The following is a 22,866-nucleotide window of genomic DNA, read 5'->3' as shown; positions in this document are numbered from 1 at the left end:
CGATCACAGCGCCAGCCCCATGCCGCGATTTCATGCAGCGGCATTCCAATCGGGTGCGAAGGGTGGCCGGACGAAGCGCTGGTCCTTCGGCAGAGCAGCAATCGTCGCGCGATCCTCATCGTCGAGCCGAATGCCGAGCGCATCGAGATTGGACTTCTGGCTTTCGGGGCGCGCGGCTTTCGGGATCACGATGACGCCCTCCTGGTCCAGAAGCCAGGCGATGGCCATCTGCGCTGCGCTGCAGCCATGCTTGCGCCCGAGGCCGGCGAGCGTTGCGTCACTGGCGGCCCGGCCCTGGGCGAGCGGCGCGTAGGCCGTCAAGGGGATGCCGTTGCCCCGCAGGTAGGACAGCATCCGGTCCTGCGACAGGAATGGGTGGTATTCGAGCTGGACGCTCGCGATCGGCGCACCGATCTCCTCCACGGCGCGGCGGATCATCGGCAGGTTGAAGTTGCACACGCCGATCGCACGCGTGAGGCCTTGCTCCCGCAGCGACATCAACGCTTCCAGCGTCGCCTTGATGTCGAAGTCTTTGGACGGCCAGTGGATCATGTAAAGATCGACATGGTCGAGCCTCAGCTTGCCCAGGCTGATGTCAAAGGCCCGGCGCAACGCATCCGGCGCAAGTTGGTCGTGCCATACCTTCGTCGTGACGAAGAGCTCGTTCCGGTTCACGCCGGACGCTGCTATGGCGGCGCCGACGGCGGCTTCGTTCTCGTACATCGCCGCGGTGTCGATATGTCGGTAGCCGAGCGCAATGGCGCTCTCGACGACCGGCTGGGCGTCGTCCCCTGGCATGCGGAACGTACCGAAACCGAGGCGCGGGATCGCAACGCCCTGCGTGATGATCGATTCCATGATGATTTCCTTTCGAAACTGTGGCGATGGCAGGGCACGGGCGACCGCCACCGCTTCGCGCCAGCGACTGGTTCGCAAGTCCATGCGCCAAATCGTGACCGTGTCAGGTGGCTGACCGGCTCGCCGCGACGAGGTTGGTGATAACGCTATCGAGCGTCGTTGTCCCTTTGATCGCCGACCGGCCTTGGTCTCTGAACTCGATCCAGCCCTCGTTGAAGCCGTCAAGCATCCGGATCCGCGGCACCGGATTTTGCGTACCCTGGGAACGGAAGATCTGCTCCCAGCTCTCGCGCGGCACCGTCTCGACCTTGACCGGGCGCTCCAGCACCGTGGCGAAGGCGCGGGCGAGATCGTTGGGCGAGACGCGGACAGGCCCCTCCAGTTCGATAACCCGCGTCCCGATCCAATTCTCCTGAAGCAGCACGGCGGCCAGGCGCCCGACATCTTGCGTCGCGACCATCGGCAACGGCCTGTCGGCCGGCTGCAGGAAGCTGCGCAGCACGCCTTCGTCGCGCGCCGAGGGAATGTCCCAGAGCGCATTCTCCAAGAACCAGCCGGGCCTCAGGAAGGTGACCGGAAGCCCGATCCCGTTCAGCGCCTGTTCCATCAGCGTGCGCTGGGTCAGCAGGTTCTCGTGCGGCGCGTCCGCGCCGATGGTCGACAGGCAGACCACCTTGCCGGGACGCGCCTCGGCCAAGGCAGCGGTCACGGCCGAGATGACGCGCATAGCCTCGGGAAAGCCGGGTTCCGGATCGAACTCGGAGGGCGGCAGGATGAAGACGCCCGCAGCCTCCCTGAAGGCCGAGGCCAGGCTTGCCGCATCGTCCATCTCGGCCAAGGCGACATCACAGCCGCGACGTCTCCACTCCGCTGCCTTGGCCGCGTCACGCAGGACGGCGCGGACAGGCAATCCCTCGGCGAGAAGGCTGCGCGCAAGCGCGCCGCCGACCTTGCCGGTTACTCCGGTGATTGCATACATGGTGGTTCTCCAAAAGGTTGGTGTCGATCGCCAGGGGTTCAGGCGAGCCCGGCATAGAGACCGCGCTCGAACGCGCCGTAGAGCGCGACGACCCGCTCGTCGTAGAAGGGCAGGACCTGGGTGAAAAGCGCGCCGGTGACGTGCTTCACCGGGTCGAGCCAGAAGTAGCAGTTGAGCAGACCTGCCCAGGAGATGCTGCCGGCGGAGCGCCCATTCGGTCCTGGCTGCGTGTTGATGTCGAAGGACAGGCCCCATTTATGCGGCTGTTGCGGGAACTGGTCGAAGCTGCGGGAATAGGACGGCTGCGCCGAGCGCATCTCCTGGACGCTCAGCTCGCCGATCTGGTTCTGCATCATCATGGCGACCGTCTCCGGACGCAGGATTCGCGCGCCATGCAGCGCGCCGCCATTCAGCAGTGCCTGCAGGAAGGCCATATAGTCCCGCGGTGTCGAGAAGGCACCGCCGCCGCCCATGAAGAACTCCGGCCGTTGCGGCATCTCGAAGGGCGCCGGCTCCAGCCCGCCATCGGCCCCGCGGTTGTGGAAGGTGGCGACGCGCCGCTTCTGCTTGGTGCCGATCAGGAAGCCTGAATCCCTCATGCCGAGCGGCGCGAAGATGTTCTCGCGGAAGTAGATTTCGAGCGACTGATCGGACACCGCTTCGACGAGCTTGCCGATCCAGTCCATGCTGATGCCGTATTCCCACCGTTCGCCGGGTTCGAATTCGAGCGGGGCGGTGAAAGCTGCGTTCTTGCAGGTCGCGATGTCGGGCATGCCCGTCACCTTCTCGTAGCGGGTCAGAGCCTCGCTCCAGATCGAGTAGGTGTAGCCGGAAGTATGCGTCAGCAGATGGCGCACCTTGATCGCGCGCTTGGCCGGCCGCAGTCGCGGCGTTCCATCCTCGGCAAAGCCGTCAAGCACCTGCGGCGAGGCCAGCTCAGGCAGGTATTTCGCCGCGTCGTCGTCCAGATTGAGGCGGCCCTGCTCGATCAGCTGCATGCAGGCCGTAGCCGTGAAAGCCTTGGTCATCGACAGCAGCCAGAACACCGTGTCGAGCGTCATCGGCGCCCCCGTTGCAGTGTTCGCCTTGCCGAAGGCACCCTCATAGACCATGCCTTTCGGCGTCGCCGCGACGGCGATGACGCCGGCTACGTCGTTCTTCGAAACGCCTTCGCGCAGGGCGGCGTCGATCGCCTTGAACCGCATCGACGAACCGGCTGGCGTTGTCTTGGCCAGAGCGGGGCTGACCGCATCGAGAGCCAGGATGGCCCCCAGCATTCCGCCGCGCTGAAGCATCGTTCTGCGTGTGAGGTGATTCATGGCTAACTCCTTTCCGGATCGAAGGAAATCCGACCTGCTCAGCCTCTCTCGGCCGGCACTGCGGTGACGCCATGCTTGTACGTCTCGCCATCCAGTGATTCACGCGCATTAAGATCAGTGTTATGATGACTAGAAATCACCGATCCTCGTCATCGGGGTGTAGGCGAAGGGAGATCGAATGGTTTTCGACACGCGGCTTCTCACCGGCATTGGGGTCCTGGCAGCGGTCACGGAGGCCGGGAACTTCGCCCGTGCCGCGGAGATGCTCGGCCTAACGCCATCGGGGGTAAGTCGGGCCGTCGCGCGTCTGGAGGCCAGGGTCGGCGTGCGGCTCTTCGATCGCAATCCACGCGAGGTCAGCCTGACCGAGGAAGGCCGGCGCTTCCATGCGCAGGTGATGCCGCTGCTCGCAGGCTTGGATGAGGCTGCGGCCGAGGCCGCGGGCGCGGCGGCGGTGGTGCGCGGCCGGCTGCGCGTATCGGTGGACCCGTGGTTCGCACGCACGGTGCTCGCAGGCGGGCTGCAGCGGTTCCTCGCTCGCTATCCACTGCTCGTGCTGGATTTATTGACCAGCAACTATCGCGAGGAGATGATGAGCGGCGTAGACGTGGCGATACGCTTCGGGCCGCCCGATGCATCGTCCCTTATCGTGCGCAAACTCCTGGAAGCCCAGATTCTGACGGTTGCGGCGCCGGCCTATCTCGAACGGCACGGCGAGCCGCGATCGCCGCACGACCTCGTCCACCACGAGGCGCTTCTCTTCCGCGATCCCCAGACCGGCCTTCCTTTTCCATGGGAGTTTCACCGAGGCGGAGAGATCGTCGAGGTCAAGATCCCAAGCCGTCTGGTGCTGGATGATCCTTCCGTCGCGGTCACGGCCTGCGTCGCGGGCCAAGGCATTTTCCAAAGCCTCGCCATCGGCCTGGCGCCGTTCCTGGCACGGGGAGACCTCGTGCCGATCCTGCCGGAGTGGTCGGAAGAACTTTACCCACTCTACGCCTACCACCCATCACGCCATCTGCCGCCGGCCAAGGTCAGGGCATTCCTGGATTTTATCCAGGAGATTGCCGTTGGGTTGTAATCGATACCGGAGGCCATCGATGTCGATGGAACTATGGATCGAAGCAGGCAGCGCATGTCCGGCGCCACATACGCTGTGCGGGATGCGGTGCTTGCAATGCGTCGCCACACATCGGGTGGAAGTCGCCACATATCGGGTAGAAAGGCATCCCCGAAAGGCAGTCTATGGGCAAATCTGGCCCTACACGCCACGTTCGGAACCAGCTAAACATCCCCCATGAACCAGCACGCCAAGCTTCGCATCGGCCATTCGGCCTGTCCGCATGATTGCCCGTCCACCTGCGCGCTCGAGGTCGAGTTGCTCGACGGCAACCGCATCGGCCGTGTCCATGGCGCCAAGGCCAACACCTACACATCCGGCGTCGTCTGCGCCAAGGTCGCGCGCTATGCCGACCGCGTCCACCACCCCGACCGCTTGCTGAAGCCGCTGATCCGCGCCGGCGCAAAAGGCGACGGCGTCTGGCAGGAAGCGAGCTGGGAGGCCGCGCTCGACCTCGTCGCCGAAAGGTTCATCGCGGCCGAAGACAAATACGGCTCGGAGACGGTCTGGCCTTACTTCTATGCCGGCACGATGGGGCTGGTGCAGCGCGACGGCATCGACAGGCTGCGTCATGCCAAGAAGTATTCGGGCTTCTTCGGGTCGATCTGCACCAATCTCGCCTGGACTGGCTGGATGATGGGGGCGGGCGCCTTGCGTGGGCCCGACCCGCGCGAAATGGCGAAATCCGACTGCGTGGTGATCTGGGGCACCAATGCCGTGGTCACGCAGGTCAATGTGATTACCCATGCCATCAAGGCGCGCAAGGAACGCGGCGCTAAAATCGTCGTCATCGACGTCTATGAAAACGCGACGATGAAGCAGGCCGACATGGGCCTGGTGCTGAAACCCGGCACCGACGGCGCGCTGGCCTGCGCGGTCATGCATGTGCTGTTCAGGGAAGGCCTGGCCGACCGTGCCTATCTCGAAAAATACACCGACGATCCGAAGGGTTTGGAAGAGCATCTTAGGACGCGAACCCCTGAATGGGCGGCCCAGATCACGGGCTTGTCGGTCGCCGAGATCGAAGCCTTTGCCCGCCTCGTTGGCACGACCAGGAAAACCTATTTCCGTCTCGGCTACGGCTTTGCCCGCCAGCGTAACGGCGCCGTCAACATGCATGCCGCCTCCTGCATCGCCGCGGTCACAGGAAGCTGGCAGTATGAGGGCGGCGGCGCCTTCCATTCGAATTCCGGCATCTTCAAGCTCAACCAGGAGGTGCTGGAAGGTACCAGGATGCGCGATCCGTCCATCCGCTATCTCGACCATTCGCGCATCGGTCCGGTGCTGACTGGCGCCGGCGACGCGCTCTACGGCGGACCGCCAGTGACGGCGATGCTGATCCAGAACACCAACCCGGTGAATGTCGCGCCTGAGCAGCGGCTGGTGAAGCAGGGCTTTCTGCGCGACGACCTGTTCACTTGCGTGCACGAGCAGTTCATGACCGACACCGCCAGGCTGGCCGATGTGGTGCTGCCGGCGACGATGTTTCTGGAGCATGACGACGTCTACAAGGGCGGCGGCAACCAGCACATCACGCTCGGGCCAAAGCTGATCGAGCCACCGGAAGGGCCGCGCACCAACCATTTCGTCATCGAGCAACTGGCCGAGCGCCTCGGCGTCGCCGACCGCCCGGGCTTCGGCCTGACAGAACAGCAGCACATCGACATCATTCTCGGCAAGCGTGGGCTGGGCAGTTTCGACAGCTTGAAAGAGCAGAAATGGGTCGATCTGCAGCCGGATTTCGAGGCCGCACATTTTATCAACGGGTTTGGCCATGCGGATGGTAAATTTCGCTTCCGCGCCGACTGGACCGGCCAGTCGGCTCCCAACCGGCCGCCGAAGAGCATGGGCCTGTTCGGACCGGTGGAGCGCCTGCCAGAGTTTCCCGACCATGTCGACCTGATCGAAGTGGCCGACGAGGCGCATCCGTTCCGGCTGACGACCTCGCCGGCGCGCAACTTCCTCAACTCGACCTTTGCCGAAACGCCGGTGTCGAAGGAAAAGGAAGGCAGGCCGGCATTGCTCCTCCATCCCGACGACGCGGCGGATCTTGGGCTTGCCGACGGCGACCGTGTCGAGGTCGGCAACCCGCGCGGCGAGTTGGTGCTGCACGCGAAATTCTTCGACGGCATCAAGCGCGGAGTGGTGATCGCCGAAGGCATCTGGCCGAACAGCGCGCATGAGCGCGGCGAGGGCATCAACGTGCTGACCGGAGCCGATGCGCCGGCGCCCTATGGCGGCGCCGCCTTCCACGACAACAAGGTCTGGCTGCGCAAGGCCTAGCCGATCTCAATCCCTGGCACGGACCTGGCCCAACCAGCTCTCGTCGCAACGGCCAACTCGTACCGGTATAGAGGCTCTCTCTGCATCGGGGAGGACGTCGATGACAGGCGCGATTTTGCTTCTGGGAATACCGCATGACGAGAACTCGTCCCATCTGCGCGGCTCGGCCGACGCCCCAGCGCTGATCAGACGGGAGCTGCATAGCGACGCCCACAGTTCGTGGAGCGAAACCGGCTTCGATCTGACGGATCGCTTCCTCGACCATGGCGACATCGACTTTGCCGGCGCCGGCGACCCCTGGGAACGCATCGAAAGCGAGGTCGGACGCGCGCTGAATGCCGGCCATCCGCTGATCAGCCTGGGTGGCGATCACGCCATTGCCTGGCCGGTTCTGCGTGCCGTGCGGCGGCGCCACCCTAGCCTGACGATCGTCCAAATCGATGCACACCCCGATATCTATCCTGCCTATCAGGGCAATTTGCGCTCCCACACCTCGTCCTTCGCCCGCATCATGGAGGAGCGGTTGGCCGACCGGCTGATTCAGATCGGCCTGCGCACGCTCAACGACGACCTTCGCGGCCAGATCGGGCGCTTCGGCATCGAGGTGGTCGAGGCGCGCCATGTCGGCGAGGGCCTGCGGCTCGACCTCACAACACCAGTCTATGTCTCGATGGATCTCGACGGGCTCGACCCCGCCTTTGCACCCGGCGTCTCGCACCGCGAGCCCGGCGGGCTGTCGACCCGGCAGGTCATCAACCTCATTCAAGGCATCGACCAGCCGATCGTGGCCGCCGATATTGTCGAATACAATCCAAGCCAGGATCTCTCCAACATGACGGCGCTTGTCGCCTCCAAGCTGACGAAGGAGATCGCCGGCATGATGCTGAAGACTGCACTGGGATAGGGCAGGCCGCAGATCACACCGGCAGGATTTCGGAAGCCTTTTTCCTGTTCAGCCGGTGCCTTATATCGTCGGCGATCGCCTGCGCCTCGATCCCGATCTCGCGCAGCAATCCGGTGACTGCATTGTGGAAACCAATGAGGTAGAGACCGAGATCCGAGGCTTTGGGGGTAACGCCACTGCGGTCCGGCTGGATGCCGGGCTCGAGAAATCTGGCATAGCCCGGCCGGTAGCCGGTGGCGAAGATGATCGCGTCGAATTTGCAGTGTTTGCCGTCGGCAAAACGGGCGCCGCGTTGCGAAATCTCGGCGATATCGGGCGCGACCTTGATCGCGCCTTCGCGGATCTTGCCGATGGTGCCTACATCGATCACCGGAATGCGCGATGCAATCGCAATCTGTTCCAGCAGTCCTTGTCCCGGCCGTTTGAGCCCGTATTTTTCCAGCCTGCCCAGCACCACGTCGAGAATGACCGGGAAAAGAACATCGTTGAAGCGTTGCGGCCCCAGGCGCGCAGCCATGCCGACCATCTGGATGGGCACGCCGAACAGTTCGCGCGGCACGATATGAACGCCGCCGCGTACGGAAATGGTCGGCTGTGCACCGTTTTCCGCCAGATCGAGCGCAATCTCCGCGCCGGTGTTGCCCATGCCGATGACCAGCACCGACTGACCGGCGAACGGTTTGGCATTGCGATAGTCCGCGCTGTGCAATGTCTTGCCCGTGAAAGTGTCGATACCGGCAAACCCGGGCCGCAAGGGCTCGGCATTGTAGCCTGACGCGATCACCACATGTTTGGCGCGCAACGGTCCGGATGGCGCGTCCACACGCCAGCCGCGACCGTCCCGGGTGACCGCTTTCACCGTTTCTCCGAACTGGGGCCTGAGGTCGAAGCGTTGCGCGTAGGCATCGAGATAGTCGACGAAGAGAGCGCGCGGCACATAACGCGGATAGTGTTTGGGAAAGGGCACGAAGGGCAGCGACGAATAGCGCTTGGTCGTATGCAGATGGACGCGCTCGTAATGGCGCCGCCAGGCAGGGGCGGCCTGCTGCTCTTTTTCGGTGATGATGAAGTCGACGCCGGCCTGCCGCAGGCATGCGGCAACCGCCAGGCCCGCCGGCCCGGCCCCGATGATCGCTACTGTCGTGGTGTGGTCCAAGCACGCCTCCCAGCTCAATTCGCGTCCTGAGAATGTCAAAAGCATGGCGGTGGAGCCTGCCTGCCGGCAAGGCTCAATCCGGCAACGGCACCGTCAGCCCGACCTTGACGCGGTCCATGGCCACGAAGGTGCGGAATTTCCGGACATTGTTGTTGCCGAAGAACAGCTTTCGAGTCAGCGCCTCATAGGCGCCCATGTCGGCCACCGTGATGACGAGGATGAAGTCGGCCTCGCCGGTGACGTAATAGCACTGCTGCACTTCGGGCGTTTGCGAGAATTGCCGCTTGGCCGCGTCGATCAGCTCGGTTCGCTCGCTCTCCAGCTCCACCTCGACGAAGATGGTGATGGGCTGGCCGACCGCCGCGGGTTCGATGATTGCGACATTGCTTGCAATGACGCCGGCCTGCTCCATGCGCTTGATGCGGCGCTGCACCGCCGGTGCCGACAGGTTCACCGCTTCGCCGATCAGCCGCTGCGGCGTCGTGTTGTCGCGCTGCAGGATGGCAAGGATGGCGAGATCGAAACTGTCGAGCGGAGGCGATGATGGAGGCAATGCGGTACCCCGGTGAAACAAACTTGCATTTCGCAGGCTCAATTACAGCGCTCTTTGCGCCTGTCCTGCAATATGTTGTCGCTGACTGCCAAGGAGGCGCCAGTGTTCCTGCCCAATCGCAATGCCTTGCACGGTGAGCCGCTTGATGCGACCGATGCCGAAACCCTCGGGATCGCGGGCGCGGACACGGTCGAGCGCTTTCTTGCCCATCGCGACAATCACGCGATGACGCCGCTGCACGCGCTGCCGGCGCTGGCGGGCGAACTTGGCCTCGCTGCGCTGCATGTCAAGGATGAGGGCTTTCGTCTCGGCCTGGGCAGCTTCAAGGCGCTGGGCGGCGCCTATGCTGTCTTCCGCCTGGTGTTGGAAGAGGCAGGCAAGCGCCTTGGCCGCCCCGTCGATATCGAGGATCTCGATCGTGCCGATGTTCGCTCGGTCGCCGCGAAGATGACATTTGCCTGCGCCACCGACGGCAATCACGGCCGCTCGGTCGCGCAAGGCGCCGAGCTTGCCGGCGCCAGGGCCGTGATCTTTGTCCATGCCGGCGTCAGCGACGGACGCATTGCTGCCATAGCCCGCTACGGCGCTGAGATGGTTCGCGTCGATGGCAATTATGACGATTCTGTCAGGCAAGCGGCACAGGTCGCTGCCGAGAAGGGCTGGAGCGTGGTGTCGGATACGTCGTGGCCGGGTTATGAGCGGATTCCCGGCCTGGTGATGCAAGGCTATACGGCGATCGTGCGCGAAGCGCTGCGCCAGCTCTGCGAACCGCCAACCCATGTCTTCGTCCAGGCCGGCGTTGGCGGCATTGCCGCGGCGGTGGCCGGCCATCTCGCCATCGTGCTCGGCGACGCCAGGCCGACCTTCATCGTTGTCGAGCCAGCGCGCGCGGCCTGCGTTGTCGCGGCTGCCCGGGCAGGGCATGTGGTCAAGGTGGCGCACGACCAGCCGACGGTCATGGCCATGCTTGAATGCTATGAGGCCTCTCAGGTCGCCTGGCGCGTGCTGGCGCGCGCCGCCGATGCCTTCATGGCCGTGGACGAGGACGACGCGGTCGGCGCGATGCGGCGGCTGGCCCTGCCTGCCGGCAGCGATCCGGTCATCGTTGCCGGCGAGAGCGGCGGGGTCGGTCTTGCCGGACTGATCCGGGCGATGGCCGAAAACAGGGCCGATCTTGGCCTCGACGGCAAATCCCGCGTGCTGGTGATCAACACCGAAGGCGCCACCGACCCGCATCGCTATGCCGAACTGGTTGGCATGAGCCCTGCTGATGTGTTGGCCGGCAAGCTCGTTGCCGAGGCAACGCCATGATCGCGGTCGACGCGCAGCGCCTGCTTGGCCGCATCCGCGAACTTGGCGCTGTTGGCCGCGACGGCGAGGGCAGGCTGACCCGGCTGGCCGCCTCCGACACCGACAGGCAGGGCCGTGACCTCTTTGTCGGCTGGCTGCGCCAGGCCGGGCTCGATGTCGCCATCGACCGCATCGGCAACATTTTCGGCATCTGGCAAAGTGCCGACAATGTAGGCGAGGCGCCGCTGCTCATCGGCTCCCACATCGATACCGTCATCGACGCCGGCATCTATGATGGCTGCTACGGCGTGCTTGCCGGGCTGGAGGTGATCGAGACGCTGAAGGCATCGGGTCTCTCGCCGTTGCGCCCTCTCGCCGTCGCGGCCTTCACCAATGAGGAGGGCGTGCGCTTCTCCCCCGACATGATGGGGTCGCTGGTCCATGCCGGCGGCGTCGATGTCGAGGCGGCACTCGCCGCTGTCGGCACCGACGGCAGCACGCTCGGGCAGGAACTCGTCCGCATCGGCTACGCCGGCGAGCGCGAACCTGGCTTTCTCAAGCCGCACCTCTATGTCGAACTGCACATCGAACAGGGGCCGGTCCTGGAGCGCGAAGGCATTCCGATCGGCGCGGTGGAAACCTGCAGGGCATCTCCTGGCAGCGCATCACCCTCGATGGCGTCGCCAACCATGCCGGCACCACGCCGATGTCGATGCGCTGCGACGCCGGATATGCCGCGGCACGCGTGGTCACCTTCCTGCATGACCTTGCCGCGGCCTCCAACGCGCCGACCGTTGCCACCGTCGGCACGATGCGCTTCGAGCCGAACGCCATCAATGTCATCCCATCGCGCGCCGTCTTGACGGTCGACCTGCGCGATCCCGACGAGCAGAGCCTGCAAGCACAGGAGGCGTCGCTGGCCGCCTTTCTCGAGCAGCTCGCCGCCGAGGGCATCACCGTGTCGGTCGAACGGCTGGCCCGCTTCGAGCCGGTTGTTTTCGATGGGCAGGTCGTCGAGTTGATCGAGGCTGCTGCCAGGAAGCGCGGGCTTGCCTCGCGGCGCATGACCTCTGGCGCCGGCCATGACGCGCAGATGATCGCGCGCATCGCGCCGGCGGCGATGATCTTCGTGCCGAGCGCCGGAGGCATCAGCCACAGCCCGCATGAACACACCGAGGATGCCGAGCTTCTTGCCGGCGCCAACATCCTGCTTGATGTGGTCGCTGAACTTGCCGAACTCGAGGGCTGAAGACATGGCTAAACTCGATCCAGAAACGCTGAAGCGCGAGATGACCGCTTGGCGGCGCGACCTGCACGCGCACCCCGAATTCGGCTTCGAGGAGAAACGCACCGCGGCCTTCGTCGCGGCCAAGCTGCGGGAATTCGGCCTGTACGATGTCGCCGAGGGCGTCGGCGGCACCGGCGTCGTCGGCACGCTGAAGCGCGGCAGCGGCAACCGCGCCATTGCGTTGCGGGCCGACATGGATGCGCTGCGCATCGCGGAGCAATCAAGCGCGCCCTACCGCTCCGGCAATCCCGGTATCATGCACGCCTGCGGCCATGATGGCCACACCGCCATGCTGCTTGGCGCGGCAAAGCTGCTGGCGGGCGAGGGTGGTTTCGACGGCACCGTGCGCTTCATCTTCCAGCCGGCCGAGGAGTGGGGCAGGGGCGCGCTGGCCATGCTCGACGACGGCCTGATGCAGCGCTTCCCCTTCGACGAGATCTTTGGCCTGCACAACATGCCCGGCCTTCCCGTTGGGCACTTCGAGACCCGTGCCGGCCCGGTCATGTCGGCCGAGGATAATTTCGAGATCGTGCTCAAGGGGCTCGGCGGCCACGCGGCACGGCCGCATTCGGGCAACGAAACGCTGGTCGCCGCCTGCGCGCTGGTCACCAATCTACAGACCATCGTTTCGCGCCGCCTGAGCCCGACCGACATAGCCGTGGTTTCTGTGACCGAACTGATCACCGACGGCACCCGCAATGCGCTGCCTAGTCTTGCCCGCATCCTCGGCGATGCGCGCAGTTTTCGCCCCGAAGTCAGCGCGGAGATCGAACGCCAGATGCGCATCATCGCCGAGGGCACCGCGGCCGCCTACAACGTTGCCGCCGAGGTCAATTACACCAGGGAATTCGTGCCCTTGCACAACGATACCGAACTGGTCGAGGCGGCCTTCGCCGCCGCCAAAAATGTCTTCGAGCCCGGCAATATCGCGATTGCCCGCGAGCCCGTGACGGCGTCGGAGGATTTTGCCCGTTTCCTCGATCACGTGCCGGGCTGCTTCGTCTTCCTCGGCAATGGCGAGGCTTCGGCGCCGCTGCACAATTCCAGCTATGACTTCAATGATGAAGGGCTGGTGTTCGGAGCCAGTTTCCATGCCGCCATCGCCAGGCAACGGCTCGGATTTTGATCGGCTGCGGACCCTCGTCGGCACGCCTTTGCCGGTGGAAAACGCCTGGAAAAGGCCGAAATCCGCGATCCCGCATGACGCAGGGGCAAGACTCAGCTACCTTGTATGGTGCGGCGGACCTGATTTATCCGCTTGGCCGGCGCCTTCTCCTCCCAAGCGGCGCCGGCCTTCTTCCCGCGCGCCGATCTCCTTCTAAATTAGCATCCATTAAATTTAGAATATTCGCACTTGCAGGGCGTTAGCGTCTTTATGGCATGGAAGGCGCCGGTATTTGGGCTGTTGCGGGAAGACGGATGCGCGGGCGGAGCTGGATAAAGGCGTTGCGTCAGGACGAGGCGCGGCAGGTGCGTGCGCGCATCGCCGAACTGGAAAGAAACCTCACAGTGGCATCGCCGGCCCGAGGCCGTCAGTTGCAGCAGGACGCCGGCCACGAACTGCGCAATGCCAAGTTCCGCCTTGAGCTGCTTGAAGAATGCATCGCTGCAATGCATTGAGGTTTGCGGTCCTCATTGCACCGGAACTATCTCAGTTGCTGACAGTCTCCGTGTCCATGACAGGATCGCTGGCGTGAGAGCTTTGTTCGGCACCAGGGGCCTTGGTCGGTGGCAATTTGTTGTCGCAGGCCGAGACAGCCAAAACCACCAGAATGAGGGCTAATCCTAGCTTCTTCATCGCTGTCGCCTCCACCCTTTCAACGACGCGCCATCGGTTTGGTTGCGAACTTCGCGTGATGGAACAAACCGTCATGTTTCCGGTTGACTCTCATCAGAGGAGAACCGCGGCATGATCCGTTTGCTTCTAGCAGGTACATTCGCCTTTCTCGCCTATCGCCTCGCGCGAAAGATGATCGATGACGTGCCCGGCGACATCGATCCCCTGTTGCTGCCCGCGTCGAGAAGTGACCGCGACGTTCTGCGCCGCCAATCGGCGGCCATGGGTGTCGATCCCCGGCGGTAGGGCAATTCCAGGAAAAGCGCACAGCGCTTTGCGTTGGGAATTGCATCAAAATCAAGGGTCCGTCGCGCCGCTTGCATGTTGCGAACAAAGCGGAAACGATGCTTGATGGGCGATGAACCTCGCCGCCCATGATTCGACATTTTTGGAACCGACTCCCCAGCCCGCCTATCTCGCGCGGCTGAACGACGCCCAGCGCCAGGCCGTCGAGCATGGCGACGGCAAGATCGCCGGGCCCTTGCTGGTCATTGCCGGCGCCGGCTCGGGCAAGACCAACACGCTAGCGCATCGCGTCGCCCATCTGATCGTCAGGGGTGCCGACCCGCGCCGTATCCTGCTGATGACCTTTTCGCGGCGCGCCGCGTCCGAAATGGCCAAGCGCGTCGAGCGCATCGCTGGCGAGGTGCTCGGCCGCGACGCCGCGGTCATCACCGATGCGCTGACCTGGGCAGGCACTTTTCACGGCATCGGCGCCCGGCTGTTGCGCGACTATGCGCTGGAGATCGGCCTCGACCCGGCCTTCACCATCCATGATCGCGAGGATTCCGCCGACCTGATGAACCTCGTGCGCCACGAACTTGGCTTCTCGAAAACGGAGGCGCGTTTCCCAACCAAGGGCACCTGCCTTGCCATCTATTCGCGCGCCGTCAACGCGCAGGCGCCGCTCGGCGAAGTGCTGGGTTCTGCTTTCCCCTGGTGCGCCGGTTGGGCCGATCAGCTCAAGCAACTGTTCGCCGGCTATGTCGAGGCCAAGCAGGCGCAGAACGTGCTCGATTACGACGATCTGCTGCTCTACTGGGCGCAGATGGCGGCCGAGCCGGAAATAGCGGCGCATCTGGGCGGGCGTTTCGACCACGTTCTGGTCGACGAATACCAGGACACCAACCGGCTGCAGGCCTCGATCCTGATGGCGCTGAAACCCGACGGCGCCGGGCTGACGGTGGTCGGCGACGATGCGCAGTCGATCTATTCGTTCCGCGCCGCCGAGGTGCGCAACATCCTCGATTTTCCAAAACAGTTCGCGCAGGCCGCCGATGTGGTGATGCTGGAGCGCAATTACCGCTCGACAGAAACCATTCTGGCCGCCGCCAATGCGGTGATCGGCGAGGCCTCGGAGCGCTTCACCAAGAACCTTTGGTCGGAGCGCAAATCCACCGACAAGCCAAGGCTGGTGAGCGTCCGCGACGAGGTCGAGCAGGCCAACTTCGTCTGCGATACCATTCTGGCCGAACGAGAAGCTGGCACGGCGCTGAAATCGCAGGCAGTGCTGTTTCGCGCCTCGCATCACAGCGGGCCGCTGGAGATCGAGCTGACGCGGCGCAACATTCCCTTCGTCAAGTTCGGCGGCCTGAAATTCCTCGATGCCGCCCATGTCAAGGATGTGCTGGCGGTGCTGCGTTTTGCCGAAAACCCGCGCGACCGCGTCGCCGGCTTTCGCGTCCTGCAACTGATGCCGGGCATTGGCCCTTCGGCTGCTGCGCAGATTGTCGAGACGATGACATCGGCTCTGGACGAGGCGATGGGGCTGGCCGGCTGGCGGCCGCCGCAACGCGCTGCAGATGACTGGCCGGGTTTCGTCTCGCTCTATTCCGGCCTGCGGGCCGGCGCCAAATGGCCGGCCGATCTCGAACAGGTCAGGCTCTGGTACGAGCCACATCTGGAACGCATCCATGAGGATGCCGTCACACGCCGCGCCGACCTGTTGCAGCTCGAGCAGATCGGCTCTGGCTACGCCTCGCGCGAACGCTTCCTGACCGAACTCACGCTCGATCCGCCGGACGCGACCAGCGACCAGGCGGGGCCGCCGCATCGCGACGAGGACTATCTGATCCTTTCGACCATCCACTCGGCCAAGGGCCAGGAGTGGAAGAACGTCTTCGTGCTCAACACCGTCGATGGCTGCATTCCGGCCGATCTCGGCGTCGGCACCAAGGAGGATATCGAGGAGGAGCGCCGGCTGCTCTATGTGGCGATGACGCGGGCCAAGGACAGCCTCAACCTGGTCATGCCGCAGCGCTTCTTTCCCCATGGCCAGGCCGCGCGCGGCGACCGTCACCTCTACGCCTCACGCACCCGCTTCATCCCCGCCTCGATCCTTGGAGCGTTCCAGCAGATGTCGTGGCCGAGCGCACAGGCGGCACAGGGCAGGGCGCCCCGGCCGGAGGTGCGCGTCGACATCGGCGCGCGCATGCGCGGCATGTGGAAATAGCCGAGATCATGGTGCAACCGCCGATCCGGATCGCCATCGCCGGCGCGCTGGGCCGCATGGGGCGGCAGATGGCGGAGGCCGTGCAGGCCGATCCGCGGCTCGCGCTTGCTGCCCGCTTCCATCGCCCAAGCAGTGTCGGCGATGGGCTGGCGAGCCGCGACGAGGCGCTTGCCATGACCGATGTGGTGATCGATTTCACCACGCCCGCCGCCTCCGCCGATCTGGCGAGGGTTTGCGCAAATTGGGGCGGACCGGCCCTGGTGATCGGTTCGACCGGTTTCGATGCGGGCGAACTGGCTGATATAGCCGATGCCGCGAAAACGATTCCCATCGTCCGCTCCGGCAGTTTTTCGCTTGGACTGAACATGCTGGTCGGACTGGTCGAGCGGGCGGCGAGGGCACTTGCCCCCGAAAATTGGGATGCCGAAATTTTCGAGGCGCATCATCGCCACAAGATCGATGCGCCGTCGGGCACCGCACTGATGCTGGGACAGGCCGTCGCCGGTGGACGCCGCGTCGACCTGGACGCGGTCGCAAGGCGCGTCCGCGACGGCGTCACCGGCGCGCGGCCGGCCGGCGAGATCGGTTTTGCGGTGGTTCGCGGCGGCAGCATCATCGGCGAACACAGCGTCAGCTTCTGTGCCGAAGGCGAGCTTGTTACCTTGTCGCACGCTGCCGGCGACCGCACCATGTTCGCCCGTGGCGCCATCGCCGCGGCACTTTGGGTGTCGGGACGCTCGCCCGGCGAATATGATATGCGCGACGTGCTTGGGTTTGACCGCTGAACTTGGCACGGCGGGCATTTTCACGACGCCGCGACGGCCTGCTGGCCACGGCCTACTGATCCGTAAGCTTTGCCGTCATTTTCGGCTTTACCCTGAAAGCTGGATGAAAGGTTGGTGCCATAACTCTTGTCCGGCGCCCCCATATTGTCGCGCAAAAGCGATGGGAGAGAGAGGGGCGCGGGAAACGAACAAAGGGAAGAGGCCATGTCGCTCGCGCGAATTCTGCTTGATTCAGCCGCCACAACCGCACTCGTCGCCGCCATGGCCTTGTCAGCGCCGTCCGTACACGCCGCCGACAAAGTTTCCATCATGGTCGGCGGCTACGAGAAGCAGATTTACCTGCCAGCCAAACTGACCGAAGCACTGGGCTATTTCAAGGACGAGGGTCTCGACGTCGAGTTGCTGAATGAGCCGGCCGGGGTCGACGCCGAAAACGAGATGCTTGCCGGTGCCGTGCAAGGAGTTGTCGGCTTTTATGATCACTGCATCGATCTGCAGGCCAAGGGCAAATTCGTCGAATCCATCGTCCAGTTCAGCCAGGCGCCGGGCGAGGTCGAGCTCGTTTCGACCAAGCATCCCGAGATCAAGTCGCCCGCCGACTTCAAGGGCATGAGCCTGGGCGTGACCGGTCTAGGCTCATCGACGAATTTTCTTACCGAATATCTTGCCGTCAAGAACGGCTTGAAGCTCGGCGAATTCACTTCGGTTCCGGTCGGCGCCGGCAACACCTTCATTGCCGCCATGCAGCAGGACAAGATCCAGGCGGGCATGACGACCGAACCGACGATCACGCGGCTGCTGAAGACTGGTGAGGCCAAAGTCCTTATCGACATGCGCACGATGGAAGGCACCAAGGCCGCGCTCGGCGGCACCTACCCGGCCGCCTCCCTCTATATGCAGACAGATTGGGTCGAAGCGCACAAGGACATCGTGCAGAAGCTGGCCAACGCTTTCGTCAAGACGCAGAAGTTCATCAATTCGCATAGCGGCGCCGAGATCGCCGACAAGATGCCGAAGGACTATTATGTCGGCGACAAGGAAGGCTATGTGAAGGCCCTCGATGCCGGCAAGGCGATGTTCACCCCCGACGGGATCATGCCCGAGGGTGGACCTGAGACAGTGCTGACGGTTCTTTCAGCCTTCAAGAAGGAACTGCAGGGCAAGCAGATCGACCTTGCCAAGACCTACACCTCGGAATTCGTCAAGAACGCCAAGTAGCAGGCCGTGCCGGCGCGATGAAGCCATCGCGCCGGCACCCGTCAGTTTTTCACGTCCGGCGGCCTTGGGGCCGACGGCGGGCGTCTGCTCTTATCCAGGAGTTCCACCATGGCTATTGAAAAAAATGCACCGGCGATCGAGCTGATCAACGTCAGTCGGCGTTTCCTTTCACCCACCGGCAAATCGCTGACGGCACTGCGCGACTTCACCATGACCGTACAGCGCGGCGAATTCGTCGCCGTTGTCGGCCCCACCGGCTGCGGAAAATCTACCACCCTCAACTTGGTGACCGGACTGGCAAGCCCAAGTGCTGGCGAGGTTCGTGTCATGGGCGCGCCGGTCAAAGGGATAGACCCGCGCATCGGCTTTGTTTTCCAAAGCGATGCCCTGTTTCCGTGGCGAACCGTGATCGACAACGTGATGGCTGGTCCGCTCTTTCGCGGCAAGGCCAAGTCCGAAGCCATGGCCGCGGCGCGAGACTGGCTAGCGCGCGTCGGCCTGTCGCGATTCGAGCAGCATTATCCGCACCAGCTTTCGGGCGGTATGCGCAAGCGCGTGGCGCTGGCGCAGACTTTCATAAACGGTCCGGAGATCCTGCTCATGGACGAGCCGTTTTCGGCGCTTGACGTGCAGACCCGCGTGCTGATGCATGAGGAGTTGCTGCGCCTTTGGTCCGAAGCAAAGGCTTCCGTGGTCTTCGTAACCCATGACCTGGAAGAGGCGATTGCCTTGGCCGACAAGGTCTATGTCCTGACCGCCGGGCCGGCCACCGTGAAGTCGGTCTACACGATCGACCTGCCGCGCCCGCGCGTCGTCGCCGACATCCGCTACGAACAAAGCTTCATCGATTACTCGCGCACCATCTGGGCCGACCTCAAGGAAGAGGTCGAGACCAGCTATGCACGCGCGGCGGCCTGAGGAGGAACGCCATGACAGATGCCGCCATCGACATCAGGGCAGGGGCATTCAAGCCTGGCACTTCCGACGCGGAAATCGAAGCGGCCGCGGCAAAAGCATCGCAGCGCCGTCGCCGCACCGTCATATTCTGGCGGGTCGCCATCCTGGTCGCCTTTCTCGGCCTGTGGGAGATTGCCGCACGCCTGGCGTGGATCGATCCGTTCTTCTACGCGATGCCGAGCGCGATCGCGCAGCGGCTCTATGAATGGACGACGGAAGGAACGTCCGAGGGGCCGCTCTGGTATCATCTCTATGTTACCATGGAGGAGTCGGTCATTGGCTTCGTGACCGGCTCGGTAGCCGGCATCATCATCGGCGTCGCGCTCGGTCGCAACCGCATGGCCGCCGACATTTTCTCCATCTACATCAAGGTGATCAATTCCATCCCCCGCGTGGTTCTGGCGCCGATCTTCATCATGATCCTCGGCCTTGGCCTCGCTTCGAAAGTGGCGCTTGCCTTCGTCATGGTTTTCTTCGTTGTCTTCCACAATGCATTCCAGGGCGTGCGGGAGGCCGACAGGGCAATGATCGCCAATGCCCGTATCCTCGGAGCCTCCAACTGGCAGTTGACGCGCTCGGTCATCGTCCCTTCGGCGATGAGCTGGATCTTCGCCAGCCTGCATGTCAGCTTCGGCTTTGCCATCATCGGTGCGATCGTCGGCGAATTCGTCGGCTCGCGCTATGGCATCGGCCTGCTGATCAATATCGCCAAGGGATCCTTCGACGCCGCCGGCATGTATGCGGCAATCGTCATTGTCATGGTGGTGGCGCTCGGCGCCGAATATCTGATGACCATGGTCGAGGATCGCCTGGCGAAATGGCGTCCCCAGCCGCTGCATGAGACGCAATGAGCGGCGACATGGGCTAGCTGCTTGCCAGCGGCAACCTCACGTCAACCACCAGACCGCCGGCCGCGCCATCCCGCAGGGTGACGCGGCCGCCGGCGTTTTCGATAACCTCGCGCACGATGGCGAGCCCCAGCCCGCTGCCTTCCTCGGTCGAGCCGGCGATGCGATAGAAGCGCTCGAACACGTGATCCCGCTCTTCCACCGGGATGCCAGGCCCGTCGTCGGTGACCGTCAGTACGGCTTCGCCATCGAGGGCCGCCAGCCTCACAGTGACGCTGCCACCTGACGAGGAGTAGCGCAGCGCATTGTCGACGAGGTTGACGATCATCTCGCGCAGCATGGTGCCGTCGCCGATGACCGGCACGGGACCGGCCTCCTCAAGGCCGAGATCGACGTTGCGGCTGACGGCGATCGGCGCATGGGTTTCCAGAACCTGGCGAGCCGCTTCGGTCAGGTCGACACGGTCGGCGCGCGGCCGTCGGCTGCCCGGCTCGGCTCTCGACAAGGTCAGCAGTTGTTCGGCAAGCCGTGCCAGGCGGCCGGAGCTTGCCTGCAAGGCCACCAGTGCCTCGTGGCGGGCATCGGGGACGGTCTCTCGCAGCGCGTAGCTCGCCTGCGTCGACAGCAGCGCCAGCGGCGTGCGCAACTGGTGCGCGGCGTTGGCGACGAAGCGGCGTTGCGACGCCATCTGTGCCCGCACACGTGCCATATAGGCGTTTAGCGCATCGATCAGCGGCCGGATTTCACTCTGCGCGCCTCGCACTTCAATCGGATCGAGGTCGCTGCGGTTCGGCGACCGCACCACGTCGCGCAGCCTGATAAGCGGCGCCAGGCCGCGATGCAGGCCAAGCAGCACGAACAGGCCGGCGATAGCCACCAGCGCCAACTGCTGGGCAAAGGCGCCAAACCAGAGTCGTCGCACCATCGCGTCATGTCCGGCAAGGGTGACGCCGACCGTAACCGATATCGGCGAATCCTCGGCGGCGCCGACCACACCCTGGCTGAAGGTAAGCAGCCGCAGCCGGTGATCGCGATAGGTTGCCTCGGTGCTGGACGGCGTCAATGCCTCCGGCAGATTGGGATAGCCGGTCAGCAGCCGCCCTCTGGCAGTCTTGACGTGGTAGTAGACGCTGTCGCGGTCGCCCGTATCGAACATCTCGATCGCTGCCGGCGGTATCGTGGCATCGAGCACACCGTCGGTCATGGCGACCTGCTCGGCGATCGTCCGAGCCGAGCCGAGCAGCATTCGGTCGGTGACCAGGTTAGCGGTGGCGAGCGCGCTGCCATGGCTGGTCCACAGATTGATGGTGGCGAGTCCGGCCAGCGGCAGCACCACCCATGCCAACAATTGCAGGCGGAGGCTATTGATCTTCATGTCGCAAGAGATAGCCGAGGCCACGCAAGGTGGCGATCTGGACCCGCGACCCTTCGAGCTTCTTGCGCACGCGATGCACATAGATCTCGATGGCGCTGGGGTCGGCATCGGTCTCGAAGTCATAGATCGCCGCCGAAAGTGCTGCCTTGCTCACCGTGCGCCCGGCCTTCACCATCAATTGCTCCAGCACCGCATGCTCGCGGGGGGTGAGCGCCAGTGCTTCGCCGGCGAGCGAAAACAGCCTTGTGTTGGTGTCGAAGACGAGATCGCCGCAGGCAACGACAGGCGCAGTGCGGTCATTGGCGCGGCGCAACTGCGCCCGGATACGGGCCTCGAGCTCCTCGATCTGGAATGGCTTGGCCAGATAGTCGTCGGCGCCTTCATTGAGGCCCTTGACCCTGCCGTCGAGGCTGGCATTGGCGGTCAGCACGATCACCGGCACCCGGTTGCCGCGCGCCCGCAGCAAGCGCAGCACCTCCAGGCCGCTCATGCGCGGCAGCGCCAGGTCGAGGATGACGAGCGCATGGTCGCCCGCCGCCAGCGCGTGCTCGACATCCTCGCCGTCATGGACGATGTCGACTACATAATTCGCCTGGCGCAAGGTCTTGCCCAGCCAGTCGGCCAGTTCGCGATTGTCCTCAACGAGCAGCAGTCGCATATCTATGACAGTCCCGATCCCATTTGCGGCCTTCCAGCGGGTCGCCTTGGCTTGATGACCGCGGCACCCCTGATCTCTCCTGAATGAGCGACAGTATCGATCTCAACGCAAGACAAATGCGGTCTTGGCGAGGGATAACTGCAGACCCTTGCCGCTTCAAATCTATCAATCCATACCCGCAAATCGAACCGAACGGTTCGGTTCTGATTGACAGATTGTACCGCAAACGGTGAACAATGGCCTCCGAAAACACTCCACTTTGGTTGGGGGCGCTGAGCCTAATGAGCTGAAATCATTGCGTAAATCGCGCAGAAATTGCTGCAATGCAATATGCATTGTCTATAATATAAGCAAATCCTGCAAAGTCGACGCGACTGGTAATCCCAAAAGGCATTCCCTACTTCGGGGTGGTCCGAGCGACGCGAAAATCCTCCCAAGGGCACGCCACTAGACGGACAGGACAGATAAATACTGGAGTAAAGAAAATGACCAAGATCGCTCTCACCGCCGCCGCCATCCTCGTCGCCACGGGCACCGCTTTTGCCGGCAGCGACAACTACGGCTCCAACAACGTCAATCAGCCCGCCGCCGCTGTCGACCATTCGGTCACCGCTTCGACCTCGAAGTCGACCGCGACCGTCCAGGCCCAGGCTCCGCAGGGCGCTGACCGCAACCTCTTCGGCCGCTAATCGCGACTGCCGAGATCAACCTAATTTGAATTCAGGAGTACTTAAAATGACCAAGATCGCTCTTACCGCCGCCGCCATCCTCGTCGCCACGGGCACCGCTTTCGCCGGCAGCGACAACTACGGCTCCAACAACGTCAACCAGCCCGCCGCCGCTGTCGATCATTCGGTCACCGCTTCGACCTCGAAGTCGACCGCGACCGTCCAGGCCCAGGCTCCGCAGGGCGCCGACCGCAACCTCTTCGGCCGCTAAATCGCGACTGCCGATATCAACCCGAACTTCAATTCAGGAGTACTTAA

General features: G+C 63.8%; 22 protein-coding genes and 1 pseudogene. 15 read left to right on the top strand and 8 right to left on the bottom strand.

Annotated elements, in window-relative coordinates; all coding sequences use genetic code 11:
- Positions 1–30: 30 nt before the first annotated feature.
- The 3 genes from D3242_RS19375 to D3242_RS19365 form a co-directional block, all read right to left on the bottom strand.
- Entirely contained in the window at positions 31–858 is an 828-nt protein-coding gene (locus D3242_RS19375) for an aldo/keto reductase (protein WP_038652423.1), read from the bottom strand.
- Positions 859–961: 103 nt separating this feature from the next.
- Complete coding sequence (locus tag D3242_RS19370; protein WP_064984920.1) at positions 962–1,837, bottom strand: NmrA family NAD(P)-binding protein; 876 nt, start codon at positions 1,835–1,837, stop codon at positions 962–964.
- Between the two features lie 38 nt (positions 1,838–1,875).
- Positions 1,876–3,156, bottom strand: a complete 1,281-nt coding sequence (locus D3242_RS19365; RefSeq protein ID WP_064984919.1) for a serine hydrolase domain-containing protein — start codon at positions 3,154–3,156, stop codon at positions 1,876–1,878.
- A 178-nt stretch (positions 3,157–3,334) separates the two neighbouring features.
- Between D3242_RS19365 and D3242_RS19360 the strand changes: the two genes are divergently transcribed.
- From D3242_RS19360 to D3242_RS19350, 3 genes are all read left to right on the top strand, one after another.
- Complete coding sequence (locus D3242_RS19360) at positions 3,335–4,237, top strand: LysR family transcriptional regulator (RefSeq protein ID WP_038645795.1); 903 nt, start codon at positions 3,335–3,337, stop codon at positions 4,235–4,237.
- Between the two features lie 216 nt (positions 4,238–4,453).
- On the top strand, positions 4,454–6,559 hold the full coding sequence (locus D3242_RS19355; RefSeq protein ID WP_064984917.1) for a molybdopterin-containing oxidoreductase family protein: 2,106 nt from the start codon (positions 4,454–4,456) through the stop codon (positions 6,557–6,559).
- Between the two features lie 100 nt (positions 6,560–6,659).
- Entirely contained in the window at positions 6,660–7,463 is an 804-nt protein-coding gene (locus D3242_RS19350; RefSeq protein WP_064984916.1) for an arginase family protein, read from the top strand.
- A gap of 13 nt (positions 7,464–7,476) precedes the next feature.
- On the opposite strand, the gene D3242_RS19345 is transcribed toward D3242_RS19350, so the two are convergent.
- Both D3242_RS19345 and D3242_RS19340 read right to left on the bottom strand, forming a co-directional pair.
- Positions 7,477–8,664 (bottom strand): flavin-containing monooxygenase, encoded by a 1,188-nt coding sequence (locus D3242_RS19345; protein ID WP_064984914.1) that lies wholly within the window; start codon positions 8,662–8,664, stop codon positions 7,477–7,479.
- A 28-nt stretch (positions 8,665–8,692) separates the two neighbouring features.
- On the bottom strand, positions 8,693–9,172 hold the full coding sequence (locus tag D3242_RS19340; protein ID WP_064984912.1) for an Lrp/AsnC family transcriptional regulator: 480 nt from the start codon (positions 9,170–9,172) through the stop codon (positions 8,693–8,695).
- Positions 9,173–9,274: 102 nt separating this feature from the next.
- Between D3242_RS19340 and D3242_RS19335 the strand changes: the two genes are divergently transcribed.
- The 4 genes and pseudogenes from D3242_RS19335 (at position 9,275) to D3242_RS19320 (ending at position 13,370) form a co-directional block, all read left to right on the top strand.
- Entirely contained in the window at positions 9,275–10,483 is a 1,209-nt protein-coding gene (locus tag D3242_RS19335) for a diaminopropionate ammonia-lyase (RefSeq protein ID WP_064985085.1), read from the top strand.
- Positions 10,480–11,711: pseudogene (locus tag D3242_RS19330) on the top strand (allantoate amidohydrolase). Before D3242_RS19335 ends, D3242_RS19330 begins: the two are co-directional and overlap by 4 nt.
- Before the next feature lie 4 nt (positions 11,712–11,715).
- Complete coding sequence (locus D3242_RS19325; protein WP_064984911.1) at positions 11,716–12,876, top strand: M20 aminoacylase family protein; 1,161 nt, start codon at positions 11,716–11,718, stop codon at positions 12,874–12,876.
- Between the two features lie 320 nt (positions 12,877–13,196).
- Entirely contained in the window at positions 13,197–13,370 is a 174-nt protein-coding gene (locus tag D3242_RS19320; protein WP_236952089.1) for a hypothetical protein, read from the top strand.
- A 31-nt stretch (positions 13,371–13,401) separates the two neighbouring features.
- Here D3242_RS19320 and D3242_RS33565 read toward each other — a convergent pair whose 3' ends face one another.
- Positions 13,402–13,548: a hypothetical protein gene (locus tag D3242_RS33565; RefSeq protein WP_167470438.1), complete on the bottom strand. Its 147-nt coding sequence runs from the start codon at positions 13,546–13,548 to the stop codon at positions 13,402–13,404.
- A gap of 111 nt (positions 13,549–13,659) precedes the next feature.
- On the opposite strand from D3242_RS33565, the gene D3242_RS33560 reads away from it, so the two are divergent.
- From D3242_RS33560 to D3242_RS19295, 6 genes are all read left to right on the top strand, one after another.
- The gene (locus tag D3242_RS33560; protein ID WP_081296140.1) at positions 13,660–13,833 is read left to right on the top strand and encodes a hypothetical protein; all 174 of its coding nucleotides are present in this window, start codon (positions 13,660–13,662) and stop codon (positions 13,831–13,833) included.
- A 112-nt stretch (positions 13,834–13,945) separates the two neighbouring features.
- On the top strand, positions 13,946–16,039 hold the full coding sequence (locus D3242_RS19315; protein ID WP_064984909.1) for an ATP-dependent helicase: 2,094 nt from the start codon (positions 13,946–13,948) through the stop codon (positions 16,037–16,039).
- An 8-nt stretch (positions 16,040–16,047) separates the two neighbouring features.
- The gene (gene dapB / locus D3242_RS19310; protein ID WP_064985084.1) at positions 16,048–16,824 is read left to right on the top strand and encodes a 4-hydroxy-tetrahydrodipicolinate reductase; all 777 of its coding nucleotides are present in this window, start codon (positions 16,048–16,050) and stop codon (positions 16,822–16,824) included.
- A gap of 204 nt (positions 16,825–17,028) precedes the next feature.
- Positions 17,029–18,042 carry an ABC transporter substrate-binding protein gene (locus tag D3242_RS19305; protein ID WP_038645808.1) on the top strand — a complete coding sequence of 338 codons (1,014 nt, stop codon included), beginning with the start codon at positions 17,029–17,031 and terminating at the stop codon, positions 18,040–18,042.
- A 108-nt stretch (positions 18,043–18,150) separates the two neighbouring features.
- Positions 18,151–18,960: an ABC transporter ATP-binding protein gene (locus D3242_RS19300; protein WP_038645810.1), complete on the top strand. Its 810-nt coding sequence runs from the start codon at positions 18,151–18,153 to the stop codon at positions 18,958–18,960.
- An 11-nt stretch (positions 18,961–18,971) separates the two neighbouring features.
- Entirely contained in the window at positions 18,972–19,850 is an 879-nt protein-coding gene (locus D3242_RS19295; protein WP_019857360.1) for an ABC transporter permease, read from the top strand.
- A 13-nt stretch (positions 19,851–19,863) separates the two neighbouring features.
- Here D3242_RS19295 and D3242_RS19290 read toward each other — a convergent pair whose 3' ends face one another.
- Positions 19,864–21,222, bottom strand: coding sequence for a sensor histidine kinase (locus D3242_RS19290; RefSeq protein WP_064984907.1), 1,359 nt, complete (start codon positions 21,220–21,222; stop codon positions 19,864–19,866).
- Positions 21,209–21,880, bottom strand: a complete 672-nt coding sequence (locus tag D3242_RS19285; RefSeq protein ID WP_019857362.1) for a response regulator — start codon at positions 21,878–21,880, stop codon at positions 21,209–21,211. Before D3242_RS19285 ends, D3242_RS19290 begins: the two co-directional genes overlap by 14 nt.
- A 485-nt stretch (positions 21,881–22,365) precedes the next feature.
- Here D3242_RS19285 and D3242_RS19280 point away from each other — a divergent pair, with 485 nt between their 5' ends.
- Positions 22,366–22,569, top strand: a complete 204-nt coding sequence (locus tag D3242_RS19280) for a DUF680 domain-containing protein (RefSeq protein ID WP_019857363.1) — start codon at positions 22,366–22,368, stop codon at positions 22,567–22,569.
- 46 nt (positions 22,570–22,615) lie between these two features.
- The gene (locus D3242_RS19275; RefSeq protein WP_019857363.1) at positions 22,616–22,819 is read left to right on the top strand and encodes a DUF680 domain-containing protein; all 204 of its coding nucleotides are present in this window, start codon (positions 22,616–22,618) and stop codon (positions 22,817–22,819) included.
- The last annotated feature ends 47 nt before the right edge of the window (positions 22,820–22,866 follow it).

The organism is Mesorhizobium jarvisii (assembly GCF_003601985.1).
GTDB classification, from domain to species: Bacteria; Pseudomonadota; Alphaproteobacteria; order Rhizobiales; family Rhizobiaceae; genus Mesorhizobium; species Mesorhizobium jarvisii.
The sequence above is the reverse complement of the archived record's forward strand: the minus strand, read 5'-3'. Positions and strand labels throughout refer to the sequence as shown.